At 62.0% G+C, this 26,092-nt stretch carries 27 protein-coding genes; 12 read left to right on the top strand and 15 right to left on the bottom strand.

Annotated elements, in window-relative coordinates; genetic code table 11:
• The coding region (locus AC6CDK_RS07090) for a primosomal protein N' family DNA-binding protein (RefSeq protein ID WP_496639786.1) at positions 1-747 on the bottom strand (747 nt) is incomplete at its 3' end.
• Positions 748-869: 122 nt separating this feature from the next.
• On the opposite strand from AC6CDK_RS07090, the gene ttcA reads away from it, so the two are divergent.
• The 11 genes from ttcA (at position 870) to AC6CDK_RS07035 (ending at position 11,067) form a co-directional block, all read left to right on the top strand.
• Positions 870-1,643 (top strand): tRNA 2-thiocytidine(32) synthetase TtcA, encoded by a 774-nt coding sequence (gene ttcA, locus AC6CDK_RS07085; RefSeq protein ID WP_039647308.1) that lies wholly within the window; start codon positions 870-872, stop codon positions 1,641-1,643.
• Between the two features lie 205 nt (positions 1,644-1,848).
• Complete coding sequence (locus tag AC6CDK_RS07080) at positions 1,849-2,826, top strand: 4Fe-4S binding protein (protein WP_039647310.1); 978 nt, start codon at positions 1,849-1,851, stop codon at positions 2,824-2,826.
• A 23-nt stretch (positions 2,827-2,849) separates the two neighbouring features.
• Positions 2,850-3,503 (top strand): lactate utilization protein, encoded by a 654-nt coding sequence (locus AC6CDK_RS07075; RefSeq protein ID WP_039647312.1) that lies wholly within the window; start codon positions 2,850-2,852, stop codon positions 3,501-3,503.
• A 3-nt stretch (positions 3,504-3,506) separates the two neighbouring features.
• On the top strand, positions 3,507-4,223 hold the full coding sequence (locus AC6CDK_RS07070) for a ComF family protein (protein WP_039647314.1): 717 nt from the start codon (positions 3,507-3,509) through the stop codon (positions 4,221-4,223).
• A 156-nt stretch (positions 4,224-4,379) separates the two neighbouring features.
• A complete protein-coding gene (locus AC6CDK_RS07065) occupies positions 4,380-5,495 on the top strand; it encodes a hydrogenase small subunit (RefSeq protein ID WP_039648426.1) in 1,116 nt (371 codons plus the stop codon).
• Positions 5,496-5,498: 3 nt separating this feature from the next.
• Positions 5,499-7,199 (top strand): nickel-dependent hydrogenase large subunit, encoded by a 1,701-nt coding sequence (locus AC6CDK_RS07060; protein WP_039647316.1) that lies wholly within the window; start codon positions 5,499-5,501, stop codon positions 7,197-7,199.
• Positions 7,200-7,208: 9 nt separating this feature from the next.
• Entirely contained in the window at positions 7,209-7,877 is a 669-nt protein-coding gene (gene cybH / locus AC6CDK_RS07055) for a Ni/Fe-hydrogenase, b-type cytochrome subunit (RefSeq protein ID WP_192905605.1), read from the top strand.
• A 3-nt stretch (positions 7,878-7,880) separates the two neighbouring features.
• The gene (locus AC6CDK_RS07050) at positions 7,881-8,351 is read left to right on the top strand and encodes a HyaD/HybD family hydrogenase maturation endopeptidase (RefSeq protein WP_039647320.1); all 471 of its coding nucleotides are present in this window, start codon (positions 7,881-7,883) and stop codon (positions 8,349-8,351) included.
• Positions 8,352-8,510: 159 nt separating this feature from the next.
• Positions 8,511-8,861, top strand: coding sequence for a VOC family protein (locus AC6CDK_RS07045; protein ID WP_039647321.1), 351 nt, complete (start codon positions 8,511-8,513; stop codon positions 8,859-8,861).
• 17 nt (positions 8,862-8,878) lie between these two features.
• Positions 8,879-9,484, top strand: a complete 606-nt coding sequence (locus AC6CDK_RS07040; protein ID WP_039648428.1) for a hypothetical protein — start codon at positions 8,879-8,881, stop codon at positions 9,482-9,484.
• A 278-nt stretch (positions 9,485-9,762) separates the two neighbouring features.
• A complete protein-coding gene (locus tag AC6CDK_RS07035) occupies positions 9,763-11,067 on the top strand; it encodes a pyridoxal phosphate-dependent aminotransferase (protein WP_192905606.1) in 1,305 nt (434 codons plus the stop codon).
• 111 nt (positions 11,068-11,178) lie between these two features.
• Here AC6CDK_RS07035 and AC6CDK_RS07030 read toward each other — a convergent pair whose 3' ends face one another.
• The 11 genes from AC6CDK_RS07030 to AC6CDK_RS06980 all read right to left on the bottom strand — a co-directional run bounded on the left by AC6CDK_RS07030 (position 11,179) and on the right by AC6CDK_RS06980 (position 20,965).
• On the bottom strand, positions 11,179-12,135 hold the full coding sequence (locus AC6CDK_RS07030; RefSeq protein WP_192905607.1) for a biosynthetic peptidoglycan transglycosylase: 957 nt from the start codon (positions 12,133-12,135) through the stop codon (positions 11,179-11,181).
• A complete protein-coding gene (pdxA, locus tag AC6CDK_RS07025; protein WP_066358438.1) occupies positions 12,132-13,157 on the bottom strand; it encodes a 4-hydroxythreonine-4-phosphate dehydrogenase PdxA in 1,026 nt (341 codons plus the stop codon). Before pdxA ends, AC6CDK_RS07030 begins: the two co-directional genes overlap by 4 nt.
• A gap of 89 nt (positions 13,158-13,246) precedes the next feature.
• Positions 13,247-13,660, bottom strand: a complete 414-nt coding sequence (locus tag AC6CDK_RS07020) for a F0F1 ATP synthase subunit epsilon (RefSeq protein WP_039647326.1) — start codon at positions 13,658-13,660, stop codon at positions 13,247-13,249.
• Between the two features lie 59 nt (positions 13,661-13,719).
• The gene (gene atpD / locus AC6CDK_RS07015) at positions 13,720-15,132 is read right to left on the bottom strand and encodes a F0F1 ATP synthase subunit beta (RefSeq protein WP_039647327.1); all 1,413 of its coding nucleotides are present in this window, start codon (positions 15,130-15,132) and stop codon (positions 13,720-13,722) included.
• 57 nt (positions 15,133-15,189) lie between these two features.
• Positions 15,190-16,053: an ATP synthase F1 subunit gamma gene (atpG, locus tag AC6CDK_RS07010; protein WP_039647329.1), complete on the bottom strand. Its 864-nt coding sequence runs from the start codon at positions 16,051-16,053 to the stop codon at positions 15,190-15,192.
• A 21-nt stretch (positions 16,054-16,074) separates the two neighbouring features.
• Positions 16,075-17,586 (bottom strand): F0F1 ATP synthase subunit alpha, encoded by a 1,512-nt coding sequence (gene atpA / locus AC6CDK_RS07005; RefSeq protein ID WP_039647330.1) that lies wholly within the window; start codon positions 17,584-17,586, stop codon positions 16,075-16,077.
• An 8-nt stretch (positions 17,587-17,594) separates the two neighbouring features.
• Positions 17,595-18,137, bottom strand: coding sequence for an ATP synthase F1 subunit delta (gene atpH / locus AC6CDK_RS07000; protein WP_039647333.1), 543 nt, complete (start codon positions 18,135-18,137; stop codon positions 17,595-17,597).
• Complete coding sequence (locus tag AC6CDK_RS06995) at positions 18,134-18,754, bottom strand: F0F1 ATP synthase subunit B (protein ID WP_039647335.1); 621 nt, start codon at positions 18,752-18,754, stop codon at positions 18,134-18,136. The genes atpH and AC6CDK_RS06995 overlap by 4 nt, the downstream gene beginning before the upstream one ends.
• Before the next feature lie 2 nt (positions 18,755-18,756).
• Positions 18,757-19,182: a F0F1 ATP synthase subunit B gene (locus AC6CDK_RS06990; RefSeq protein ID WP_039647337.1), complete on the bottom strand. Its 426-nt coding sequence runs from the start codon at positions 19,180-19,182 to the stop codon at positions 18,757-18,759.
• Between the two features lie 177 nt (positions 19,183-19,359).
• Positions 19,360-20,199, bottom strand: a complete 840-nt coding sequence (locus AC6CDK_RS06985; protein WP_066358193.1) for a ParB/RepB/Spo0J family partition protein — start codon at positions 20,197-20,199, stop codon at positions 19,360-19,362.
• Positions 20,192-20,965, bottom strand: coding sequence for a ParA family protein (locus AC6CDK_RS06980; protein ID WP_039647340.1), 774 nt, complete (start codon positions 20,963-20,965; stop codon positions 20,192-20,194). Before AC6CDK_RS06980 ends, AC6CDK_RS06985 begins: the two co-directional genes overlap by 8 nt.
• 187 nt (positions 20,966-21,152) lie before the next feature.
• On the opposite strand from AC6CDK_RS06980, the gene AC6CDK_RS06975 reads away from it, so the two are divergent.
• Positions 21,153-21,434 carry a cytochrome c3 family protein gene (locus AC6CDK_RS06975; protein ID WP_039647343.1) on the top strand — a complete coding sequence of 94 codons (282 nt, stop codon included), beginning with the start codon at positions 21,153-21,155 and terminating at the stop codon, positions 21,432-21,434.
• Between the two features lie 60 nt (positions 21,435-21,494).
• Here AC6CDK_RS06975 and AC6CDK_RS06970 read toward each other — a convergent pair whose 3' ends face one another.
• The 3 genes from AC6CDK_RS06970 to selB form a co-directional block, all read right to left on the bottom strand.
• Entirely contained in the window at positions 21,495-21,884 is a 390-nt protein-coding gene (locus AC6CDK_RS06970) for a response regulator (protein WP_039648432.1), read from the bottom strand.
• A 17-nt stretch (positions 21,885-21,901) separates the two neighbouring features.
• Positions 21,902-24,013 carry a PAS domain-containing sensor histidine kinase gene (locus AC6CDK_RS06965; protein WP_192905608.1) on the bottom strand — a complete coding sequence of 704 codons (2,112 nt, stop codon included), beginning with the start codon at positions 24,011-24,013 and terminating at the stop codon, positions 21,902-21,904.
• Positions 24,014-24,159: 146 nt separating this feature from the next.
• Positions 24,160-26,070 carry a selenocysteine-specific translation elongation factor gene (selB, locus tag AC6CDK_RS06960; RefSeq protein WP_192905609.1) on the bottom strand — a complete coding sequence of 637 codons (1,911 nt, stop codon included), beginning with the start codon at positions 26,068-26,070 and terminating at the stop codon, positions 24,160-24,162.
• Between the last annotated feature and the right edge of the window lie 22 nt (positions 26,071-26,092).

The raw sequence follows: 26,092 nt of genomic DNA, 5'->3' as shown, positions 1-26,092 counted from the left end.
GCTGCCGGTGACGCCCCGGAGCAGGAAAGGGGTGAACCGTCCAGCGTCCAGGGCCGTTCTCAGCCGGACCAGCGCAGCAGTCTGCCGCCCGTTGAGCACCAGGGGACAATCGTGGCCAACGGTTTCCATCCGGAACGGGTCCCGGTAGATTTCCCGCTCCGCCATCTCCACGAATCCCAGTTCCCGCAGCCGTCTGAGCTGAACTGAACATTCACCAAAGAGACGCCGCAACTCCGGTGCCGACTCCTGGCCCCGCTCCGTCAGGTGAGCCAGCAGCACCCAGGCCTTCCCCGGCGGAGGAGCAGTCTCCGGCACCCCGGCAACGGCGCGATAGACCCGTTCGGTCTTCACCGAGCGGCCGCCGGTGAGCTCATCCTCTTCCAGACCCCGACCCCGCCGACTCTGGACGTTGATCCCCGCCGGGAGCGCCGCCTTGATCACCTCGCCGAGGGGGTGGAGATAGTAGGAAGAAGCCCAGCGGTACAGGGCCAGCTCACTGGGGGTGAAGAGGGGACCATCGTCCAGGAACTCAAGAACGTCGCGCAGCTCCCGCCCGTCGTCATCGACAACCTCCAGCACGTAGCCGGTGACCTTCCGCCGGCCGAAGGGGACGAGGAGCCGCCGCCCCACCGCCGCTGCCGGGGCCAGCGGAGCGGGCACGCGGTAGGAGAAGGGGGCATCGAGCGGAAGCGGGACCGCCACGTGGACAATGACGGTCTGCCGTTCGTTCATGGGGAATGATGACATGGCCCCATGGTATCAGCAGTCGGGCGTCCGGACAAGGAGAGAGCTGGTTCCTCGGACGGCATGCCTTGACGAGACCGGCGCGTTTCCGCTACCCTGAAGGCTTGCACTGAAGGGAGATTCGGGTGGAATTCATCGACAACATACGATACAAGAAGATAAAAAATGCCGTGGGCCGGGCCGTGGCCGACTTCGACCTCATCCGGGACGGGGACCGGATCGCGGTGGCGGTGTCCGGGGGCAAGGACTCATACACCCTGTTGCACATCCTGGAGGCCCTGCGGCGCCGGGCACCGGTAAAATACGAGCTGATTGCCGTCACCATCGATTCGGGCTACCCCGGATTCCGCAGCGACGTGATCGCCTCTTACCTGCGGGAACAGGGGTTTGTCCACCACCTGGAGACCACGGACCACTACGACATCATCCGCGAGAAGCGCCGACCCGGCTCATCCTACTGCTCCATCTGCGCCCGGCTGAAGCGCGGCGTCCTCTACACCCTGGCCCAGAAGCTGGGCTGCAACAAACTGGCCCTGGGACATCACCTGGACGATTTCGTGGAGACCCTGCTCCTGAACCAGTTTTTCGTGGGGACCCTCAAGGCCATGGCGCCCCGGATGCTGGCCGACAACGGCGAGACAACGGTGATCCGGCCACTGGTTTACGTGGAGGAGCGGGAGATCATCCCCTTTGCCCGGGAGAACCGCTTTCCGGTGGTCTGCTGCTCCTGCCCGGTCTGCGGCACCGCCGACCTTCAGCGGCGGCGGATGAAAAAGCTTCTGGCCGAGCTGGAAAAGGAAAACCCGGCAGTCAAGCGGAGCCTGCTGCGCGCGCTGGGCAACGTGCAGCCGCGATACCTCCTCGACCGCGAACTGCAGCGGCTCTGCGACGTTCCCTGACCGGGGGGTGTGGCGATGCCGCCCCTTCCCGGGACTCGACGGGGGCGCGACGGTCGCGCAGCATGTCCACAAGGGCAATGCCCGCACCGTAGACAACGAGAATAACGCCAAAGGCGACGAGCGGTTCCATGGCAGCCTCCTTGAGTATCTGATACGGCAAGGATACCAGGATATCGCGACACAATACGTCTCAAGGGAGACCGACGTGAGCAACCGCTACATGCAGCCCCTCCGAATCGCCATTCAGTGGGGATTTCTCGTTTTCATGCTCTACCTGGGGGTGCGGCTGTATCTCTTCGCACAACACTTCCGCACCGGGGGCGCGGCCCCCTTCGTGTCCCGTCCCGACGGCGTGGACGGATTTCTCCCCATATCTGGCCTGCTGGGGCTCAAGGACTGGCTTGCCGGCGGAGCCATCAACCCGGTGCATCCCGCGGCCGTGGTGGTCTTCGTGACGGTAGTGGCGGTGTCGCTCTTGCTCAAGCGCTCCTTCTGCTCCTGGATCTGCCCTGTGGGTACCCTGTCGGAACTGCTCTGGAAGCGTGGCTTCGCCCTCTTCCGCCGCAATCTGAGACCTCCCCGCTGGCTCGATGTGGCCCTGCGCGGCCTGAAGTACCTGCTCCTGGCCTTCTTTCTCTATTCAATTCTGTGGGTCATGCCGCCTCCGGCGGTAAAGGCCTTCATTTTCATGGATGATCACCTGATTGCCGATGTGAAACTGCTGAACTTCTTTCTGCACCTGTCAGGCATCCCCCTTGTGGTCATCCTGGTGCTGCTGGTCCTGTCGCTGCCGGTGCGCAACCCCTTCTGCCGCTACCTCTGCCCCTACGGGGCGCTGCTCGGCCTCGTCTCCCTCCTCTCGCCGGTGAAGGTGACGCGGGAGCGGGCCGTCTGTGTTTCCTGCGGAGTCTGTACCCAGGTCTGTCCGGCCTACATCCCGGTCATGGCCACGGAGCGGGTCAATTCGGAAGAGTGCATCGGCTGCTGGCGCTGTGTCAGCCACTGCCGTGCCCAGGGGGCCCTGTCCATGAAGCTCACCGGCAGGCGGGTGGCTGTCAGCGGCATCGTTTTCGCCGTGCTGGTGGTGGTGATCTTCGTTGGGGGATCCGTTGCGGGGCGCGCCACCGGACACTGGAAATCACAGATTCCCTACGCCGAGTACGTGCGGCTTCTGGGGCCGTGATCACTGAAGAAAGGAGTCTCATCATGTCACTTACCACGGAACTCATGGACTGGACCCATGAACAGAAATGCCGCAAGGCGGTGGCCGCCCTTGAAAAGAACGGCTTCACCGCCGTCTATTGCCCGAGCGGCAAGGAGGCCTTCGACTACATCCTGGCCGAGGCGGCGGACACCCGGAGCATCGGCTTCGGCGGCTCCTTGTCGGTAGTTGATCTGCAGGTGATCGACCGGCTCCGGGAGATGGGCAAGGAACTCCTGATCCACGGCCTGCCGGGACTTTCCCTTGAAGAACGTGTCGCCATCATGCGGCGCCAGCTCACCTGCGACCTCTTTCTCACCGGCACCAACGCCCTTACCCTCTCTGGCTGGCTCGTGAACATCGATGCCACGGGGAACCGGGTGGCCTCCATGTTCTTCGGCCCGCGCACAGTGATCGTTGTGGCCGGCAGGAACAAAATCGTGGACGGCGGGGTAACGGAAGCCATTGAACGGGTTAAGGAATGGGCATCGCCCCCCAACGCCCGACGGCTCAGCTACAAGACCCCCTGCGCCACCACCGGCTTCTGCTCCGACTGCAACTCCCCGGACCGGATCTGCCGGATCACCACGGTGATCGACCGCAAACCCCGGCTCACGGACCTCAGGGTCCTGGTGGTAAACGAAGACATGGGGCTCTAGCCGGTGATCATCCGGGCGCTGCTCGACATCCTCTTCCCACCCCTCTGTCACCTGTGTCGCGCCCCCATCCCGGGGGCGGAGGAGCTTCACCTCTGCCCCGCCTGCCTCGCCCGGGCAAAGCCGATCGGCTCGCCCCTCTGCACTGTGTGCGGAGTTCCCTTCGCCACCGAGGGGGGAATCGACCACCGCTGCGGCGACTGCATCGTCTCCCCGCCTCCCTATGAGGGAGCCCGGGCCGCCTACCTCTTCGAGGGACCGGTACAGGAACTGGTGCACCGCTTCAAGTACGGCCACAGGACGCACCTGCGCCGCCCCCTGGCCCTCCTGGCAGCGGAACGGCTCACGTCCTTCGTGGCCGAGGCAGCCCCCGACCTGATCATCCCGGTCCCCCTCCACCGCTCCCGCCTCCGGGAGCGCGGCTTCAACCAGGCGATCCTCATGGGCGAACTGCTTGCCCGACAATGGCGCATCCCTCTGCACCGCGCCACCCTGGGCCGGGTCCGCGCCACGCCCCCCCAGGTGGGGCTCACTTCCGCCCAGCGGCGGGAGAATATCCGGGGGGCCTTTGCCGTCCCCTCTCCCGCTGCACTGGCCGGCCGCAGGGTACTCCTGCTGGACGACGTCTTCACCACGGGAAGCACCATAGCCGAATGCGCCCTGGTCCTCCGGAAGGCCGGAGCCGCCGCAGTCCACGCGGCAACCGTTGCCAGAACCCCCTAGCCCCCTTCCCAACCTCAGGTTTCCACCCAGATTGTCACTTGACAACCCCAGGACCATCGCGGAAAGTATACATTAACAAATAGCGTTTTATCGTTTTGCCCTATCGTGCATATCCCTACCGGAGCCTTCCCACGTCTAATGAAGGAGGATGCTTTCATGGCAGGCAACGACGATGGCAACGACCTGGTGAAACAGTATTGCAAGAGCTCGGGATCATGGGAAGAACAGGGGATTTCCCGGCGTGGATTCCTGAAGTTCTGCACCGCAATGTCGGCGGTGCTGGCCCTGCCGGTTACCCTGGTGCCACGAATCGCCGAGGCCCTGGAGGATGACAAGCGCCCCTCGGTCATCTGGCTCGAATTCCAGAGCTGCACCGGCGATACCGAAGCGCTTTTGAGGGCCGCCAACCCCACCGTGGCAGACATCGTTCTGGACGTCCTTTCCGTGGACTACGCCGAGACCATCATGGCTGCGGCAGGCTTCCAGGCCGAAGCAGCCAGGCACGCAACCATGAAAGCGCGATCCGGCACGTACATCGCCGTGGTGGAGGGAGCGATCCCCACCGGAGCCAACGGCGCCTACTGTTGCATCGGCGGCCGGTCGGCCCTGGACATCACCCGGGAAGTCTGCGGCGGCGCCATGGCAACCATTACCGTTGGCACCTGCGCCTCTTACGGCGGTATTCCGGCGGCCGCGCCCAACCCGACCGGCGCGGTCGGCGTCAAGGATGCGGTGCCGGGGGCCACGGTGATCAACCTCCCCGGCTGCCCCGTCAACACCGACAACCTGGTGGCCACCATCGTCCATCTGCTCACCTTCGGCGCCCCACCGGCCACCGACGGCAAGGGTCGTCCCCTCTTCGCCTACGGCAAACGGATTCACGACAACTGCGAGCGGCGGCCCCATTTCGACGCTGGCCAGTATGTGGAGCAGTGGGGCGACCAGGCTCACCGGGCGGGCCACTGCCTCTACAAAATGGGGTGCAAAGGGCCTGAAACCTTCCACAACTGCCCTTCCCAGCGCTACAACGAAAAGACCGCTTGGCCGGTTTCGGCGGGCCATGGCTGCGCCGGTTGCTCCGAGCCCCACTTCTGGGATTCCATGACACCGCTCTACAAGCGGCTCCCCAATGTGCCCGGCTTCGGCGTGGAGACCACGGCCGACCAGGTCGGCCTGGGGATCGCTGCGGCCACGGCGGCCGCATTCGGCATCCACGGCGTGGTGAGCGCCCTGCGCAAGGGGAACGATTCCGGCGACGAGAAGGAGGGGTAGCTCATGGCCATGATCGTTGTTGACCCGATCACGAGAATCGAGGGACATCTGCGCATCCAGGCCGAGGTGAACGGCGGACGGATCACCGATGCCTGGAGCTCCTGCACCATGTTCCGTGGGATCGAGAAAATCCTGAAGGGGCGCGATCCCCGCGACGCCTGGTATTTCACCCAGCGCTTCTGCGGCGTCTGCACCACCGTGCACTCCATCGCCTCCATCCGGGCGGTGGAGAATGCCCTGAACGTGAAGATCCCCCTGAACGCCGAACTGATCCGCAACCTCATCATCGGAAGCCAGGTGGTCCAGGACCACGTGATCCACTTCTACCATCTCCACGCCCTGGACTGGGTCGACGTGGTCTCCGCGCTCAAGGCAGATCCATCAAAGACGGCGGCCCTGGCGGCGTCCATTTCTGACTGGCCCCTCAACTCCCCCACCTACTTCACATCGATCCAGAACCGGCTGGCGGCCTTTGTCAACAAGGGACGGTTGGGCCCCTTCGGCAACGCCTACTGGGGTCACCCGGCCTACAAGCTGCCGCCCGAGGCGAACCTCATGGCCACGGCCCACTACCTCGAGGCCCTGGACTGGCAGCGGGAGATCATCAAGATCCACGCCATCCTCGGGTCCAAGAACCCCCATCCCCAGACCTTCCTGGTGGGCGGCATGGCGGTGCCGGTGGACCCGAACTCCCAGAACGCCCTCAACGCCGACAAGATCGCCGAGATCGGCCAGCTCCTGAAAAAGATCCGGGCCTTTGTGGAAAAGGTCTACATCCCCGACCTGCTGGCGGTGGCCTCCTTCTATCCGGAGTGGGCCGGCATCGGCGGCGGGGTCGGGAACTACCTCTCCTATGGCGAATATCCCCTGGACAACAGCGGCAAGCCAGAAAAGCTCTGGTTGCCCCCGGGGATCATTCTGAATCGTGATCTGTCCCGGGTCTACCCCATCGACCAGCGCAAGATCACCGAGAGCGTGGCTCACTCCTGGTACGAGGGGGAAGCCGCGGGGGTCCACCCCTATGACGAGACGACCGAAGCCAGGTACACGGGCCCGGCACCGCCCTACGAGATGCTCGACACCTCTGGCAAGTACTCCTGGTCCAAGTCGCCCCGCTACGATGGCAGGCCCATGGAGACCGGCCCCCTGGCCGCCATTCTCGTGGCTTACGCTGCAGGCCACCCGGGGGCAAAGGGCGCAGTGGACATGGTCCTCGGCAAGCTCGGCGCGGGACCCGACGCACTCTTCTCAACCCTGGGGCGTACCGCGGCCAGGGGAATCGAGACCCTGCTCGTGGCCCGCGAACTCTCCACGTGGCTCGACATGCTCGTGGCCAACATCGCCGGTGGCGACCTTACCATCCACAACGGCGAAAAGTGGGACCCGGCCACCTGGCCCCGGGAGGCTGCCGGCTATGGCTGGCACAATGCCCCCCGCGGTGCGCTGGGCCACTGGGTCAGGATCAAAGACCAGAAGATCGAGAACTACCAGGCAGTGGTCCCCTCCACCTGGAACGCCTCGCCCCGGGATGAAAAGGGGCAGCAAGGCCCCTACGAGGCTGCCCTGGTGGGGACCCCCCTGGCGGATCCCGGCAGGCCCCTGGAGATCCTCCGCACCATCCACTCCTTTGACCCGTGCCTGGCCTGCGCCGTGCACGTGGTTGACCCGCAGGGAGGGGAGCTGGTCAGCGTAAAGGTCCTGTAGGAGGCAGCCATGGCACGGAACCGGAATTGTCTCTACGAGGAGTACGTCTGGGAGGTCCCGGTGCGGGTGACCCACTGGGTCAACATGCTCGCCATCGTCGTGCTGTCGGTGACCGGCATCTACATCGGGTCACCCAAGACCCTGGGACTCTCCGCCTCGGACTATGTCATGGGCTGGGTCCGCGTCATCCACTTCACGGCGGGCTACACCTTCGCCACAAGCGTAGCGAGCCGCATCTGGTGGGCCTTTGCCGGCAACCGTCACGCGGGGTGGCGCGAATTCGTCCCATTCCTCTACCCGGAAGGGCGCCGGAACATGTGGCGGATGTTCGCCTACTACACCTTCCTCTCCCGGAAGGTTCCGCACCCCATCGGCCACAATGCCCTGGCGGGCGCCACCTACCTTCTGGTCTTCCTGCTCTACCTGACCATGATCTTCACCGGGCTCGCCCTCTATGCCGAGCACCGCCCCGGCGGCGCCATGCACGTGCTCCTCTCGCCCCTCTATTGGCTGTTCAGCAACCAGGGGATGCGCCTGACCCACCATATGGTCATGTGGCTCATCATTGCCTTTGCCATCCACCACGTCTACAGTGCGTGGCTCATGGACGTGAAGGAGCGCGGCGGCGTCATGTCGAGCATCTTCGGCGGCTACAAACCGGTCAAACGGAAGGAGTAACCACTGAACGTCCTGGTTCTCGGCATAGGAAACCTCGTCATGTCCGATGACGGTGCCGGCGTGCGGGCGGTGGAGCTAATCCGGGAACTCTACCCCCTGCCTGGCGGGGTGACGCTCCTGGACGGCGGCACCCTTGGCCTCGACCTGCTTCCCCGGTTCGATGGCGTCGACCGGCTCCTGGTGGTGGATGCCATCGACACGGGCGCACCTGCGGGGACCCTGGTGCGACTCCAGGGAGAGGATATCCCGACAGCGCTCCGCACCAAGGTTTCCCCCCACCAGATGGGACTCCAGGATCTCCTGGCCGTGGCCGACCTCCAGGGAAACCTGCCCGGCGAGATGGTCCTCTGGGGGGTCCAGTACGGCTCCGTGGAACCGGGGACCGACCTGTCGGCGCCGGTGGCGCGGGCGCTCCCCCTGCTGGTGGCCCAGGTGCTGGCCGAACTGGCGGCATGGGACATCCATCCCGGCTGATCCCGGCAATGTCGACGTCCTCCTTCAAAACGGGCGCGCGGACCCGAGTGTCCCCGCGCCCGTCAGTTTTGGCGGGAAGCGATTCCCCCTTGCCGCGGACGGTACCGTCTGCTATGGTTCGATCCATTGCGCTCCGTATACTTTTTCGGGAGGATTCCCATGATCGAAGCAATGAAAAACGTGGTGGTCTTTGTCCGTGACCTGGAGGCGGCAAAGCGGTTCTACCGCGACCAGCTCAAACTTCCCCTGGCCCAGGCCGGCATGACCATGATGGAGTTCTTCTCCGGCGGCACCACCCTTGGGGTGGCCCAGGCCCTCACCCCTGACGCACTGGTCTTTGTGGGGCGGCATACCGGCATCACGTTCCGGGTGAAGGACATCGACACGTTCTGCAAGGAATTGGCCCAGGCCGGCGTCCGTTTCGACCAGCCCCTTGAGCAGAGCCCCTGGGGCAAGATGGCGGTTGTCAGCGACCCGGACGGCAACCTCTTCGCCCTGGTGGACCGGTAAGGCATTCCGGTACCACCATGTGGTTTCTCCGCACCGGTGCACTTCTCTGGCTCCTGTCGGCCGTTGCCATCGGCACAGTGTCGGCTGCGCCCCCGCCTCCCCGCCCTGAAGCCGGTAAAGGGGTCCTGCTGGTAAAGGGCTCGCCCGCGCACGATAATGCCGGCGGTGGTTCTTTTGTCGTCATGTATCGGGAACCCGGCATCGGTCGCATCGGCGAACTTCGGGTGTCATCGCTTCCCGCTCTTGCCCGGTCGGTCAAGACCCCGCCCGGAGTGTTCGCCCTGGCGGTGACCGCCACGAAGGGTGAGTGGCTGAGGGTCCACTATGACGAAGCTGGCCGGTCCGGCTGGCTGGAGCCCCGCCGGACCTGGGCGTACCTTACCTGGGAGGAGTATCTCCGCGGCAAGACGGCGCGGCTGCTGCGCGGGCTGAGGAAAGAGTTCTACCTGGCCCGGAGCGGGCCGGATGGCGATGCCCCGGAGCTCCCCCCGCTCACGCCGGAGCGGAGCATGCGGATCCTCGACGTGGACGGAGACCGGGCCAGGGTCCTCGTGGACCTGAGCGTCATGGCGTGGCTACGCTGGCGCGACCCGGACGGGCGCTTGCTGATCGCCGTTGAGTGACCCTGGCAAGAGGCCGTCCGATACCGGCACATTCCCTGCGGAAAAAAACGTTGACGCCGCGAACGCAGCATGGTATCTGAAAGCTCCTATGAAGAAAAACATCGTTTCCATCGCTATCGCAGCACGAGCTATCACCGCAGCGGCGTCCGTCGCCGCAGGGTTACCCGCTGCCGTGTGAGGAGGCGTATACGCTTCGTATACCGGAAGGCCGTGGGTGACCCCCACGGCCTTCTTTATTTTCAGACAATCACAACGGGACCATAAGGGGGACGACTGACGTGAGAAATGAACTGGTTACGCCCGGGGCCGGCGAACTGACCTATGAAATCCGCAACATCGTAAATGTGGCGGAAAAGCTCCAGAAGCACGGCGTCAAGATCAACTGGGAGAATATCGGCGACCCGATCGTGAAGGGTGAGGAAATTCCCCGCTGGATGAAGGAGATCGTGGCGGCCGCCGTGATGGAGAACGATACCTGGGGCTACTGCCATACCCGCGGGGTGCTGGAGACCCGAGAGTTCATCTGCGGCCTGACCAACAGCCGCGGCGGGGCCCAGATCACCCCCGACGACATCATCTTCTTCAATGGACTTGGCGATGCCATCTCCACGGTCTATGGCAATCTTCGCCACGAAAGCCGTATACTGATGCCATCCCCCACCTACACCACCCACTCCATCGGAGAGGCCGCCCACGCTCAGGCGGCGCCGGTCTGCTATCGGCTGAAGCCCGGAGACAACTGGCTCCCCGACCTGGAAGATCTGGAAAATCATGTCAAGTATAACCCGCAGATCTCAGGCATCCTTCTGATCAACCCCGACAATCCCACCGGCATGGTCTACCCCAGGGAGGTCCTCGAACAATTCGTGGCCATTGCCCGCAGGTACGAGCTCTTCATCATTGCCGACGAGGTCTACAACAATATCACCTACAACGGCCAGGCCACCGTACCCATCTCCGACGTGATCGGCGATGTGCCGGCCATCGCCATGAAGGGAATCTCCAAGGAGATCCCCTGGCCCGGCTCCCGCTGCGGCTGGATCGAGGTCTACAACGGCAACCGCGACGAGCAGTTCCGCAAGTTTCTGAACTCCATCCTCTCCGCCAAGATGAATGAAGTCTGCTCCACCACCCTGCCGCAGAAGTGCATCCCGGCCATCATGAAGCATCCCGAGTACCAGACGTACCTCCGGGAGCGAATCGCATGCTACGAGCGGATGAGCAACATCACCTATGACTGCCTCAAGCAGGTCCCGGGGCTCCTGGTTAACCGGACCAACGGCGCCTTCTACATGTCGGTCGCGTTCCGGGACGGCCTTCTCACTGACCGGCAGTCGCTGCCCATCGAGAGCGTCGAGATCCGTGAATTGGTGGAAAAGCTCGTGAACGCTCCCGGTGTCTCGCCGGACAAGCGTTTCGTCTATTATATCCTGGCAAGCACCGGCATCTGCATCGTGCCCCTGTCCTCCTTCAACACCCCGCTTCAGGGCTTCCGGGTTACGCTGCTTGAAAAAGACGAAAACGAGTGCATGCGCATCTACCGTACCCTGGCGGAGAAGATCAAGGAGTACCTGAGCTCCTGATCACGATTTGGCGTGATGACGACAAAAAGGGTGACCGGAATACCATCCGTCACCCCTTTTTCTCTTCTTGCCGCACGCTGACCCCGGCGAGTCCGAGCGCGCCCGGGACCCTCAGCGGGCAGGCGGCGGGCCCTGCTGTTCGCCACCATCTCCGGCGACCGGTTCGCCGTTCGCAGCCGGTTGCGGAGATATCGCCGGCACCTCTTCGGGCGCTTGCTCATCGGGTGCTGTCGTCGGCTGCGGGGGCTCAAGCGGCACGGTAGCGCCCGTCCTGTTCTCGAAGGCCGTTTCCTCCTTCTCGATGCTCGCATCCACCTTCCGCTGGAGTCCGGCGATGTTCGGCGTCTGGGCAAGGGCCTGGCGGTATTCGTCCGTCGACAGCACTCCCTTGCCGCGCAGCAGGCGCAGAATCATATCCGAGCGTTTCAGCACCTTCCCAAGGTTCTTGTACGGGTTGTAGGCCACCCGCGGCCCCGGCAGCATAGCGGCCAGGAAGGCACACTCGCGCGGGGTGAGCGCAGAGGCAGGTTTGCCGAAGTAGTATCGCGCGCCGTGACCTATGCCGTAGACCATGGGACCCAGTTCCACGACGTTCAGGTAAAGCTCGATTATCCTTCCCTTGGTCAGTTCCTCTTCCATCCGTTTGGCAAGGACTATTTCCTTGATCTTTCGCGATATGGTCTTTTCGCGGGAGAGGAACAGGTTCTTGGCAACCTGCTGCGTTATGGTCGATGCCCCACGGGCAAAGCTCTTTTTTTCGAGATCGTACTTGATGGCGTTCTTTATCGCCTTGACGTCGATTCCTTCGTGCTTGTAGAAATTGGCGTCCTCAGCCAGGATGACCGCCCACTTCATCTCCGGGGGGATGCTGCCCGACGGCGTCCAGTAACGGTTCTTGGGCCCCACCGTGAAGGGATGGTACTCTCCGTGCCAGTCCTTGACCTGAATGGTCATGGTGGTGCGGCGGTTCTTGAGTTCCGCCACCGACGGGAGAAACATGAGCGATACGGCGAGATAGATCCCATACGCGGCCACGGCACCGATGGCCAGATACAGCAGTTTCTTCATCCGCACGGCGCTCCGTCCTCCCCTCCCCTTCTCCCGGCCATTGCCGCGGCCATCATGATGGCGGCCTTCATGCTCTCGGCAGAAGCCTTCCCTGTGCCCGCCAGATCGTAGGCAGTACCGTGGTCCACTGATGTCCGGATGATGGGGAGCCCCAGGGTAACATTCACACCATCGTCAAAGTGGAGGAGCTTCAGGGGAATGAGCCCCTGGTCGTGGTACATGCAGACAACCGCGTCATAGGCTCCCTGCGCGGCAAAGTGAAAGAGGGTATCAGCGGAAAGAGGGCCTGTTGCGTCAATGCCCTCCTGTCGTGCCGCCTGGACGGCTGGAGCGATGATTCGAGACTCTTCGTCCCCAAACATACCGCCCTCGCCGCAGTGGGGGTTGAGGGCAAGCACCGCGATGCGGGGATTGCGCGTAAAGTAGCGGTGCACGTCCCGGTGCGTGATACGAATGGTTGCCAGTACCCGTTCGAATGTCACCAGTGCGGGAACCCGCGCCAGGGCTTCATGGATGGTTACCAGCGCGACCCGCAGCCGTGCCCCTGCCAGCATCATGACGACGCGATCTGCTCCGGTAAGCTCGGCAAGGAGCTCCGTGTGCCCGGGATACCGGTGTCCCGCCCGGTTGAGCGCCTCTTTGTTGATCGGTGCCGTTGCCATACCGTCAGCATCGCCCTTCAGGCAGAGGTCTGCGGCATGACAGATGGCGCGAAACACGGCATCACCGCTGGCGACCGTGGGCCGACCATAGCCGAGGTCATCGGCGGTGAGGGCAGCAACCCTGCACAGCATAACCACTCCCTCGACAGGTTCCTCACGGGGCACGTTCTCCGCCGTCTCTATCCTGAAGCCGGTTCCGGCCAGGGCAATGCCCCGGGCCATGGCGAGTTCGTCGCCGACCACAAGGTGATGACAACACCCTCTCACCACCGGATCGGCCAGTGCCCTCGCTATGACCTCGGGCCCGACGCCGGTCGGATCACCCATGGTAATTACAATGCGCGGCTTTTTCATCTGCATGGTCGAATCATAGCAGGTTTCCGACGCGTCCCGATGAAAAAAAAAGAGCGGCAGAGCCGCTCTTTTCAGCATATTGTCGATGACGGTTATTATCTCGTGGACTTTCCGGCCACCTGCATCCGGATGAGTGCGCGCTCCAAGGCTGCCTCCATGACACGATAGTCCTTGTCCTCGGGAGAAAGCTTCTTGAGAGCAGCTTCGGCACGCCCCAGGGCAGCCTGGGCGCGTTCGAGATCAATCTCGTCGGCACGCTCGGCGGTCTCAACCAGCACCGTTACCTTGTCGTCCTCAACTTCGAAGTACCCCCAGTTGAGCGCAAGATGGACGACTTGCCCGCTCTTCTTATAGGTAAGCTCCCCAATCTTCAGTGAGGTAAGAAAGGGGGCATGCCCCGGCAGAACGCTGAATTCACCCAGCGCACCTGTTGCCGTGATCTCATCGACTTCTTCCGACAGGATCTTCTTGTATGGGGTAACCAAATCGACTTTCAGTTTTTCAGCCATCTATCGTAGTCCTTTATGCGGGGGATACCATCCTCCCCCGCGACGAGGTCATGAAATCCTTAGGCAGCGAGCTTCTTGGCCTTTTCAAGGGCCTCTTCAATGGTCCCGACCATGTAGAAGGCCTGCTCGGGGATATCATCGTGCTTACCGGCAACGATCTCCTGGAAGCCCTTGATGGTGTCCTTCAGCTCCACGTACTTGCCGGGGCTGCCGGTGAAGGCCTCGGCCACGTGGAACGGCTGGGAGAGGAAGCGTTGGATCTTCCGGGCCCGGGCAACAACCAGCTTGTCCTCCTCGGAGAGTTCGTCCATGCCGAGAATGGCGATGATGTCCTGGAGGTCCTTGTACTTCTGGAGTACGTACTGGACTTGGCGGGCGATGGCGTAGTGCTCTTCGCCGATGACCTGGGGATCGAGAATCCGCGACGTGGAGTCAAGGGGGTCAACGGCAGGATAGATGCCGAGCTCGGCGATCTGCCGGGAGAGAACGGTCGTTGCATCCAGGTGGGCGAAGGCGGTTGCCGGAGCCGGGTCGGTAAGGTCGTCGGCCGGAACGTAGATGGCCTGAACCGAGGTGATGGAACCCTTGGTGGTGGAGGTGATCCGTTCCTGAAGCTCACCCATCTCAGTGGCCAGCGTGGGCTGGTAACCGACGGCGGAGGGGATCCGGCCGAGGAGCGCGGAAACCTCGGAACCCGCCTGGGTGAAGCGGAAGATATTGTCAACGAAGAGGAGCACGTTCTGGCCCTCCTCATCACGGAAGTACTCGGCAATGGAAAGGGCGGAAAGGGCAACCCGGGCACGGGCTCCCGGCGGCTCGTTCATCTGGCCGTAGACCAGGGCGGCCTTGTCAAGAACCCCTGACTCCTTCATCTCCATCCAGAGGTCGTTTCCTTCACGGGTCCGCTCACCAACGCCGGCGAAGACGGAAAAACCACCGTGCTGCTTGGCGATGTTGTTGATGAGCTCCATGATGAGAACGGTCTTGCCGACGCCGGCGCCGCCGAAGAGGCCGATCTTGCCGCCCCGGGCGTAGGGTGCCAGGAGGTCGACGACCTTGATCCCGGTGGTGAAGGCTTCAACCTTGGTGGACTGATCCACGAAAGCAGGGGCTTCGCGGTGGATCCCGTACTCTTTCTCGGCATTGACCGGGCCCATCTCGTCCACCGGCTCGCCGATGACGTTGAGGATGCGGCCCAAGGTCTTGCGGCCCACCGGCACGGAAATCTGCTTGCCGGTATCGAGCACGGCCTGACCACGGACAAGACCGTCGGTGGAGTCCATGGCAATGGTCCGGACCGCGTTCTCGCCCAAGTGCTGGGCAACTTCGAGCACCAGGTTGTATTCCTTATCGTCAATGGCCGGATTGGTCACCCGGAGGGCGTTGTAAATGGGAGGCAGTTTGCCCGGCTCGAACTCGACGTCGATAACCGCGCCGATGACCTGCGAAATTTTACCGAAGTTCTGACTCATGGTGCCTCTTCCTCCTGCGGCCCGTGCCGGGCCTCTATTTTATAATCGTGAGATTGCTTAGCCCTTGATCGACTCGGCGCCGGAGATGATCTCCATGAGCTCGGTCGTGATGGCGGCCTGACGTGCCCTGTTGTACTGGAGCGTCAGCTTGCCGATCATCTCGGTCGCGTTCTTGGATGCGCTGTCCATGGCGGTCATCCGGGCACCGTGCTCGGACGCAACCGACTCGAGCAGCGCCTTGAACACCTGCACCTCGATGTGCTTGGGAAGAAGTTCCGCCAGGAGCTCGCCCTTCGAAGGCTCGTAAATGTACTCGGGAGCGTATTCCTCTGTGGAGGATGCCTCGGGCGCGATCGGCAACAGCTTCTCCAGGGTGATGTCCTGGGACATGACGCTCTTGAATGCGTTGAAGAGGAGATAAACCTCATCGTATTCTTCGGCGATGTACCCTTCGATCACTTCCTGAGCCAGCAACGCAGCAGTCGGGTAGCTGAGGTGCGCCAGAACATTCCCGTAGTTTTTGTGGATGTTCTGACGGCTCTTCAGGAACTCGTACCCTTTGCGGCCAATGGTCGTGACGGAAATCTCGGCGAACTCGGCCTTCTTTTCCTTGATGAAGCGTTCCGCCGCTTTGCAGATGTTGGCGTTGAAGCCGCCGCACAGACCCCGGTCAGAGGTGACCACGATCAAGAGCGCCTTCTGGCTGAGGCGTTGCTGCATCAGCGGGCTCTCGCTCCCGTCCTGGCTCTTTGCCAGTCGCTGGAGCACTTCCCCCAGCTTCTTCGCATAGGGACGGGCGGCAACCACGTTTTCCTGGGCGCGACGCAGTTTGGCGGCCGAGACCATTTTCATGGCCTTGGTTATCTGTCTGGTGTTCTTGACCGAGACAATACGCTTTTTTATGCTTTTAAGGCTTGCCATATGGGGAGGACCGTCCTTAGATTACGCAGTAAATTCCTTCTTGAACTCTTCCAGAGCAGCGATCATCTTTGCCTTCAGATCGTCGTCAATGGCCTTCTTGTCGCGCAGTTCGGCGAGAATATCGGCCTTTCTGCTGTCGAAGAAGGAGTAGAGCTCACTTTCATAGCGACGCAGGGAGGAAACGGGATACTCATCCACAAAGCCGTTGTTGGCGGCAAAGATGACAAGGACCTGCTTCTCGTTCGGGATCGGCCGATACTGGGGCTGCTTGAGGATCTCGACCAGACGCTCGCCGCGGGCAAGCTGCATCTGGGTCGCCTTGTCCAGGTCGGAACCGAACTGGGCAAACGCAGCCATTTCGCGATACTGGGCGAGGTTCAGACGGAGCGTACCGGCAACCTGCTTCATGGCTTTCACCTGGGCAGAGCCGCCGACCCGGGAAACCGAGAGACCGACGTTGATGGCCGGACGCACACCGGAGTAGAACAGGTCGCTCTCCAGATAAATCTGGCCGTCGGTAATCGAAATAACGTTGGTCGGAATGTAGGCGGAAACGTCGCCGGCCTGGGTCTCGATGATCGGGAGCGCCGTGAGCGAACCGGCGCCGCAGTCGTCGGAAAGCTTGGCGGCACGCTCAAGGAGACGGCTGTGCAGGTAGAAGACGTCACCCGGGTAGGCTTCACGTCCCGGCGGGCGACGAAGGAGCAGGGAGAGCTGACGGTAGGCAACGGCCTGCTTGGACAGGTCATCGTAAATGATGAGAGCATGCTTGCCGTTGTCCCGGAAGTACTCGCCCATGGTGACGCCGGTATACGGGGCGATGAACTGGAGCGGTGCCGGCTCGGAAGCGGAGGCGGAGACGACGATGGTGTAATCCATCGCACCGTATTCCTGCAGCTTGCTCACCACCTGGGCAACAGTGGAACGCTTTTGGCCGATGGCGACGTAAATGCAGATCAGGTCGCCGCCCTTCTGGTTGATGATGGTGTCGATGGCAACGGCGGTCTTGCCGGTCTGACGGTCGCCGATGATGAGCTCCCGCTGGCCCCGGCCGATCGGCACCATGGAGTCGATGGCCTTGAGGCCGGTCTGCATCGGCTGGTGAACCGACTTCCGCTTGACGATACCGGGGGCCTTGACTTCGACTTTGCCGAAGGTGGTGGTATTGATCGGACCCTTGCCGTCGATGGGTTGACCGATGGCGTTGACCACGCGACCGATGAGGGCCTCGCCTACCGGAACCTCCACGATCCTGCCGGTCCGCTTGACGGTGGTCCCTTCCTTGATGTTCTCGTTGTCTTCACCGAGGATCGCCGCACCGACGTTGTCCTCTTCGAGGTTGAGAACCATGCCGGAGACCCCGCCGGGGAACTCCAGGAGCTCGCCGGCCATGGCCTTGTCCAGGCCGTGGATACGGGCGATACCGTCACCGACGGAGATGATGGTGCCGGTCTCGGCAACCTCTACCTCCTTGCCGTACTCCTTGATCTGCTTACGGATAATTTCGCTGATTTCTTCGGCTCTGATTTCCATGGAACCTCTCACCCCTTCTGTAATATATCCTGAATCCTGTTCAACTGGGTCCGTACGCTGCCGTCAAATACCTTGTCGCCAATCTTGGTGACCACTCCGCCGATGAGCGCGGAGTCCACTTGGGCCGAAAGCTCTACCCGCTTGCCGGTCGCCTTGGCAAGGGCACTCTTCATCCCTTCAACCTGGGCATCGTCCAAAGGAAATGCCGACGTGAGGACCGGGCGGACAATGCCGGAGAGTTCATCGGCAAATACTGCATAGCTGTGCGCGATCTGGGGAGTGAAGCCGATTCGCCCCCTATCGAGGAGTACCTGCAGGAAATTGGAGACGGTGCCGGAGGGATTCAGCTTTGCAAGGACATCCCTGAGAATTTCCCTCTTGGCTTCAATGCGGTACGCGGGGCTCTTGAGAACGGAAGCCAGGTCGGCATTCCCGTCGAGAAGGGCCGTGAACTGCCCCAACTCGACACCGAACCGGTCGACCGCTCCCTCCTCGGCCCCGAGCTGCACCAGCGCCTTGGCGTAGCGACGTGCAATAGCGTTCGAGATCAATGTAAGTTCTCCACCTTGGTAAGATATTCACTAACCAGTCGATCCTGGTCATCTTTCTTGATAGCCTCGCGCAGAGCCTGCTCGGCCATCTGCACCGCGAGGCGCGCCGCCTCGTCACGAAGTTCGGCCCGGGCCTTGAGGACTTCCTGGGTGGCAGTCGCCGTGGCCTGCTCACGAATCTTTTCAGCAGTGATCCTGGCCTCGGCGATAATGCGCTCTTTCTCCAGCTCGCCTTCCTTGCGGATGGCGGCGTATATCTCGTCGATTTCCTGGTTGGCCTTTTCAAGCTTCTCGCTGTACTCGGCGAACTTCTCCTCGGCAGCGGTCCGCGCCTCTTCGGCCTCGCGCAGGGCCTTTTCCACATTGGCGGTGCGGTCGGCGAGGGCACCTTTGGCGTTGGCCTTCTTGAGCGCCCAGACAAGCACGCCGGCCAGGGCGATAAAATCGATGACCCGCCACATGAAATCTTTCATCTGCTTGCCGGTGTCCACATGGTGGGCGCCTTCGCCGCCACCCGCAGCATGGCAGAGCACAACCGTGCCAGCCACCAGAAGACAGATCGCGGCAGTCGACACAAAAGGCTTCAGGAGCCCGTTCTTCTTAAACGCGTAGGCCATTGTTACAGACTCCTCCCGAGCACTTTCTGGCAGATTTCAAGGGACAGGGAACGGGATTGCTCCTTCAGGAACTCCTTGGCATCGACGGTTTCCTTGGCCACCCGGCTCTTGATGGATGCAAGGGAATCGGCCGCTTCCTTCCGGGCCTTCTCGAGAATCGCCGACTCCTCCTGCTGGGCTTCCTTGCGCAGCACCTCGCGCTCGGCACCGGCCTTGGCCTTCACATCGTGCAGACGTGCCTCATAGAGGGCCATCTTCTCCTGCACCTCTTTGTCGACTACCGCAGCGCGCTCCCTGGATCCGTCGATCTGCGCCTTCCGGTCCGCAATAACCTTCCTGATCGGCTTGAACAGAAAAACGTTCAGGATGACCATGAGGACCAAAAAGTTGATTACCTGAATGGCAAAGGCAAGATCGAGACTTATCACTCTACACCCCGTTCGTGATCTGACTGAATTTTGTATACAGTATACAGATCGGCTGTATTAAAAAAAAATACTCCGGCGTGGCCGTAAACAGACGTTAGCTACCACAGGCCATCCTGCATGTCAAGCGATTTATACTAGTTGTCGCGCTTCGCCGGCTGTCCGGCTACCCGCAAAAGACTATGCCATGAGCACATCGACGAGCCTCGACAGTTCCTCCTGGTTGCCGAATGCTATTTCGATTTTTCCGCCACGGCCACCGCGCCGGATGACCACGCGGGTCATGAGCCGCCGCTGGAGTTGCTCCACAAGGTCCGCCGAATGGACATCGGCGGATTTCGCCTTCGCACCGGTTCTGGCTCCGGTCTTGAGGCGCTTGACCAGACCCTCAGCCTCCCGGACCGTGAGATTCCCTTTGATGATGGCGTCCCGGGCCTCTTTGATCTGGGAGTCGGAATCGAGCGCAAGAACCGCCCGGGCATGCCCCATGGCAAGGCGCTCCTCGACGATGTCCCTCTTCAGTTCGGCCGGGAGCTTCAGCAACCGCAGCGAGTTGGCTATGGTGGAGCGGTCTTTGCCGACCCGCTTTGCCAGCTCCTCCTGGGTAAGGCCGAAATTCTCCATGAGCGCATGGTAGGCCTCGGCCTCCTCCACGGCGTTCAGGTCCTCGCGCTGGATGTTTTCGATGAGGGCCATCTCCAGGGCCGTATCTTCGGAGACATCCTGGATGACCACCGGGACTTCGCGCAGACCCGCTTTCTGGGCGGCCCGCCAGCGCCGCTCACCGGCGATGAGCTCGTAGTGGTCCCCCTTTTTGCGGACCACCAGGGGCTGGATAATCCCTTTTTCTCGGATCGAGGCGGCCAGCTCTTCCAGCTTTTCCGGGACAAAGGTCTTGCGAGGCTGGTTTTTGTGGGGGCGGATCTCCTCGATGGGGCATGAGAAGTAGCGCTTCCCCTCCTCTTCCACGACGGGTAGAAGGGCAGCCATCCCTTTGCCGAGGCCGGTTTTTTTAACCACGACGGACCTCCCTTGTCATGAGTTCCCGGGCCAGCTCCATGTAGCTCACCGCCCCCCGGGACGTGATGTCGTAGAGGATGATGGGACGCCCGTGGCTGGGCGCCTCGGAGAGGCGGACATTGCGCGGGATGACGGTCTGGAAGGCAATATCCGCAAAGTGGCCTCGTATTTCCTCGCTCACCTGACGGGACAGGTTGTTGCGGCCATCGTACATGGTCAGAACGATCCCTTCGATGGCGAGGCCGGGGTTGAGCCCCTTCTGCACGAGCTTTATGGTCTTGATGATCTGCGAGAGCCCCTCCATGGCGTAGTATTCGCACTGGAGAGGGATCAGGACCGAGTCGGCGGCGGTCATGGCATTCACGGTGAGCAGCCCCAGGGATGGGGGGCAGTCGATGATGATATAGTCATAGCGCTGCCCGAGACGGGCCAGTGCCACTTTGAGCTTACGCTCCCTCTCGGGCATGGAGACCAGCTCCAGTTCGGCACCGGCCAGATCGGTGGTCGAGGGGAGCAGCTCCAGGTGGGCAAGGTCGGTTCCGACGACAAGTCCCGACGGGTCCGCATCATTGATGATGGCGTCGTAGACCGATTCTTCGAGTCCAGCCTTGTCAACACCGACACCGCTGCCGGCATTTCCCTGAGGGTCCATATCGACCAGCAGCGTTCGCTTCTCCGCGGCGGCGAGGGATGCGGCCAGGTTCACAGCCGTGGTGGTCTTGCCGACCCCCCCTTTTTGATTGGCGATACAGATTATTTTGGCCATGGCTCAGTCGATTCGTCGTTAGCAGTCCTGGAAACTCGTGATAGTTACCATACTCGACACCGTTTGTGAAGGTATTTTTCCTGCGTTCTTTCAAGCTGTTGAACAAGAGAGGGTTTCTCTTTGACTTACGTCAAACCTTTGAAGAGCGTCGCAGGATATGGTGCGGCTAAAACTTCTGAGGTGACGTATGAACATGCATCTCGTTCTGGCAATGGCGGTGGTCTGGTTCGTGGCCGGGGATGTTTCACTGGCCGGGGCCTTCGAGTGCAACGTCTGTCACAGTAAAAATCCGGCCATGGTAACAATGCACGAGGCCGTGCGGGGACGGGGCTGCTTCGGTTGCCACAAGGTCGGCGAACGCCTCATGGGAAAGGGGCAGCCGAAGGACAAGGCGTCGCTGATGGAGCGTCGCGTGAAAGATGCCGCCTGCATTGAATGCCACAAGGCAAAGCAGCAGACCGGGGAGTAGTCCGTGTGCTCTAAGCCCCTGCGGGCCGGGAGCATACGAAGGACCGGCACGCAGAGCCGGTCAGGATGACAAACCCGCTGTCGCGAGAAGCGCCATGATTTTCTCGCCGTCTATGGGCTTCGTCAGATAGGCCAGAACACCCAGCTCACGACACTGCACCACATCGGACTCCTCCTGGGACGAGCTGATGACGATGACCGGCGTATGCCGGGTGCGCTCCACGCTGCGGATGGTGCGCAGAACTTCAAGGCCGTTCATCTTCGGCAGTTTGAGGTCGAGCAGCACGAGCCAGGGATCCAGGGGGGTAATCGCCTCGAAGAGTTGATCCACCGCCTGCTCTCCGTCACGGGCCACGACAACATCCCGCAGCCCATGGCGCCGCAGCGCCCGCAGGGCGAGGAACTCGTCGTCGGGATTGTCCTCCACAAGCAGTATCGTCTTGGCGTCCACCATCCCACCCCTATCGATTAATCGGGAAAGGTGAAGAAAAAAACAGCGCCTTCCCCACGCTCCCCTTCGGCCCAGATGCGCCCGCCGTGGCGCTGGATGACCCTCTGGACGGTGGCCAGCCCGATGCCGGCTCCGTCGAACTCGGCAGGACCGTGAAGCCGCTGGAACGGTTGAAACAGGCAACCGGCATACCGCATGTCGAAACCGACGCCGTTGTCGCGCACAAAGCAGGTCTTCATGCCGTGGAGCATGGTTGAGCCGAAGGCTATCTCCGCGTCCTTGCGGCGGCTGGTGAATTTCCAGGCATTCCCCATCAGGTGCCGCACGACCGTTTCCAGGAGCTGCGGGTCCCCTCGCACGATTACGCCTGGCTCAACGGAAAAGCTCACCCTTCTCAACGGCTGCGACCGCTGCAGTTCCTCCGCGACCCGTGCTGCCACCTCACTCAAGTCCACTGCTTCGTTACCGAGCTCGCACCGGGCGAGCCGGCTGAGGTCCAGCAGGGAGTCGATGGCCCTGCGCAGGTCCATGCTGATGCGGCAAATCCGCTCCGCATAGTGGCGGGCCTGGTTGTCGAGACCGGCGGAACAGTCTTCGACCAGCCCGCGACCAAGCCCCTCAAGCCTCGCCAGATGGGAGCGCAGGTCATGGGATACGGCGTAACAGAATCCTTCGAGCTCCCTATTGGAACATTCGAGCTGCTGGGTCCGGAGCCTGATCCGCTCCTCAAGGCTGCGGTTCAGGGACAGAATTTCTTCCTGGGCCTTCTTGACCTCGGAGATATTCTCATGAACCACGGCGACCCGGCCACGGCTGCCGTTTTCCAGCCTCGTGGCACGGACCTGGAACCACCGTTGCTCGCCGGGGCCGTGGCAGGGATACTCCAGATGGAACTCATCGATACGGCCGGCCGTCACTTCGCGGATGCCCCGCGCCACAGCGGAAGCGGTGACCGCGTCTTTTCCCTTCACGTTATCGCACAATCCGAGATAGTTGTCCCCAATGAAGTGATTGGGGTGACGGCACCCGTTTTCATCGGCAAATTTCCGCCAGGCCCGATTGACGGTAACAATATCCCCATCGCCATTCAAAATGGCAACGGGAGCTGACAGGGAGTCAATAGTAGCGTGGAAAAAACGCTCGGACCGACGGCGCTCCTCGATCTCCTCCACCAAACGCTCGTTCACATCCAGCAATTCAGCGGTTCGAGACCGAACCCGTTCCTCCATCTCTTCCACAAGGCGCTGGCGCTCATCTTCGGCGTGCTTGCGGTCGGTGAAATCTGAAAGGATGATGGTCGTTCCGCAAAATTTTTCACTGATGTCGAGCATCCGCTGCACCGTAACCAGAAAATACCGGCGCCCGGCAGAACTTTCGATGCTCTCCTCGAAACGCGCCTCCCGAGCCTTTCCCTTCAGAAAGCGCTTCAGCCTGCTCCAGCGGGGGACACCCACCTCCAGCCCGGGACTTCCGCTCTCGCGGTAATAATGCGTGCCCGGCGTCATGGGGCCGGCGAGCAACTCGACCGCCTCATGGTTCATGAACACGGGCCGGCCGTCGGTATCCAGAAGCATAACGGGAGAAGGGATGCTTTCAAGCAGGGTGAGGAGCCTGTTCTTTTCGTTGGTGATGGACCGGCTCGCCTCCTCCAGTTCGGCAAGCCGCTGGGGGGCGGAAACCGATGCCCACTCGGTGGTGAAGCCAATTTCGATCCGGTCGAAAAAGCAGTCGACAAAGAGCCTGCCGCGCTCAAGGGTTTTCTCATCCAGCCCACTGCAGCGCACCAGATCCTGGTAGCTGCGGCGGTAGTATTTCATGAGGCCGAGGAACATGCCGAGCGTCACGCCGCGCATGCGGTGACGTCGGGCCTCGTCAATGCCGAACCGTGTGACCGGGTCTGCCGCAAAATCGTAATCCGGCGACAGTCCGGGAGTCGGCTCCTTTGCCCGGAGAGCATGGATGAGCGAAGCGGAAAGCCCGGCGACGGAAATCCGCCACGCCTCTTCGAGCGTAGACGTATAGCGCGTGTAACCGCCGTCCTTGGCATAACCGAGCACCCGAGCCGCAAGCCATCCTTCGTGCTCGGAGACAATCCGTTCGAGAGGATGAAGCGCCAGTGCATTGCCCATGTCTGCACCCAGCCATACAAATGACGATACTCATGCAACGGGCCAGTTGAATTCCCTGAGCTCCGCCAAAAGCTACTACGCGATAGTAGAGACATAATACCCTATGCCCCCACCTATGCAATTAAGGGATTTCCCTATGCAGCGCATCATCCCCGCCTGAGAATCCGTTTGTCCCCCACGCGAATGGTCATTTTTTCCTGGTCGAAAAATTCGAGCAGCGGGATCATGAACTTACGCGACAGCCCCGTGAGCTCCCTGAACTCCGGCGGCATTATTTCTCCTTTGTCACGGAGGTATGCCATGAGTTTCTCGCGGATGTCAGCCACAGGCTCCGGCGCATAGAAGATGTCGCTCTTAACCTTGACCGCCCGCCCCTCGCGGGCCAGGATGTTGAGGTGCTCCAGCAGCATTTTCTCAACGCAGTGCAGGGAGTCGCACATCTCCTTGATGGTGGGCGGCTCATACCCGCCGCGCTGGAGTGCCTTCTCGACGCGGACCTGAAAATCCGCCTGGTCCACGGTCACCGTCCCCTTGCGGCCCGGCAGCTTCACCAGATCGCGATCCACGACGATCTTGCCCTCTTTCTCCAGGGAGGCTAGAAGGGGGGTGAAGAACCGCGGATCGCTGCGCCGCGGCAGGCGGGTCTTGAGCTCTTCCTTGCCGAGGCCTTCCCTGAGCGGGTTGTCCCGGAGATAGCCCTCGACCTCTGACAGCAGAAGCCCTTTGAGAGAGGCAAAGGAGGCACGGGAGAGGAAAAGGCGCGGCTCGCGCACCATCTGGACCACCTCGCCGGTGGACAGAAGCGCTGCCATGACGGCCTCGGTACGCCGGGCGCTGAGGCCGCCGCGCACGACAATGTCCTCGAAACAGATGCCGGTGAGCAGGCTGCCCGAAACCAGAAGCCGAACCGTGTCGGGATCGGAATGCTCGCCAAGAGCCTGCAGAAGCGCAAGGGCTTCGTCGGAACGGCGGCGGCGGCGCGGTGGCATGGGGTCGAGCACCCTTCCCCCGCCGAGGGTTGCCTGGGGAGAGTAGGAGCGGAGCACGAAGGGGTCTCCCGGCAGCAGGAGGACGGGATGACGGAGACGCAACTGGATGTACGCCGAATCACCTGGGATGAGCGCGTCGCGATCCAACAGGATCACCTGGGCAGGCACCTCATAGGTGGCGGAGTGCAGCCGGAGCGTCGAGCGGTGCCGCAACTCCCGGGGCGCCGACGGCAGATAGTCGAGCCGGGCATCCACGGTCCGGGTGGTCCGATAGACGCCGCGGGGGACCACGATATCTCCCCGCTCCACCTCCGTATGCTCCACCCCCTGGAGATTGACGGCCACCCGCTGTCCGGCGCTGGCGGCATCCCCCCGGCGGCCATGGGTCTGGACCCCCCGAACCCGGGCGGGCAGCCCCGACGGCAGGAGTTCCACCTCGTCCCCCACGCTGATGGTGCCCGACAACAGGGTGCCGGTCACCACCGTGCCAAATCCCGTAACCGTGAAGACCCGGTCAACCGGAAGGCGGAAGGGACCCTCTGTCTTTTTTTCGTCCACCTGGACTGCCAGCCGCGCCAGCTCCGCCTTGACGGCCTCGATGCCGGCACCGGTCCGGGAAGAGGCCGGCACGATGGGTGCTTCTTCGAGAAAGCTCCCGACCAGATAGTCCCTCACCTCCTCCACCACCAGATCCAGCCAGTCGGGCTCGACCATATCGCTCTTGGTAAGGACAACGAGCCCCCTTTTGACCCCCAGGAGCTGACAGATTTCCAGGTGCTCCCGGGTCTGGGGCATGACTCCTTCGTCTGCGGCGATGACGAGCATCACCATGTCCATGCCGCCGACCCCTGCCACCATGGTCCTGACGAAGCGCTCGTGCCCCGGCACATCCACGATGCCGAACTGAAGCCCCCCCGGCAGCTCCAGATGGGCGAATCCCAGTTCGATGGTGATGCCGCGCGACTTTTCCTCAGGGAGCCGATCGGTGTTGATACCAGTCAGGGCCCGTACCAGCGATGTCTTGCCATGGTCGATATGCCCGGCAGTGCCGAGAATCAAATGCTTCATAACAATACCTCCGGAAGATGCA

Source organism: Geobacter sp. PheSNFMC (assembly GCF_059620965.1).
The sequence above is the reverse complement of the archived record's forward strand: the minus strand, read 5'-3'. Positions and strand labels throughout refer to the sequence as shown.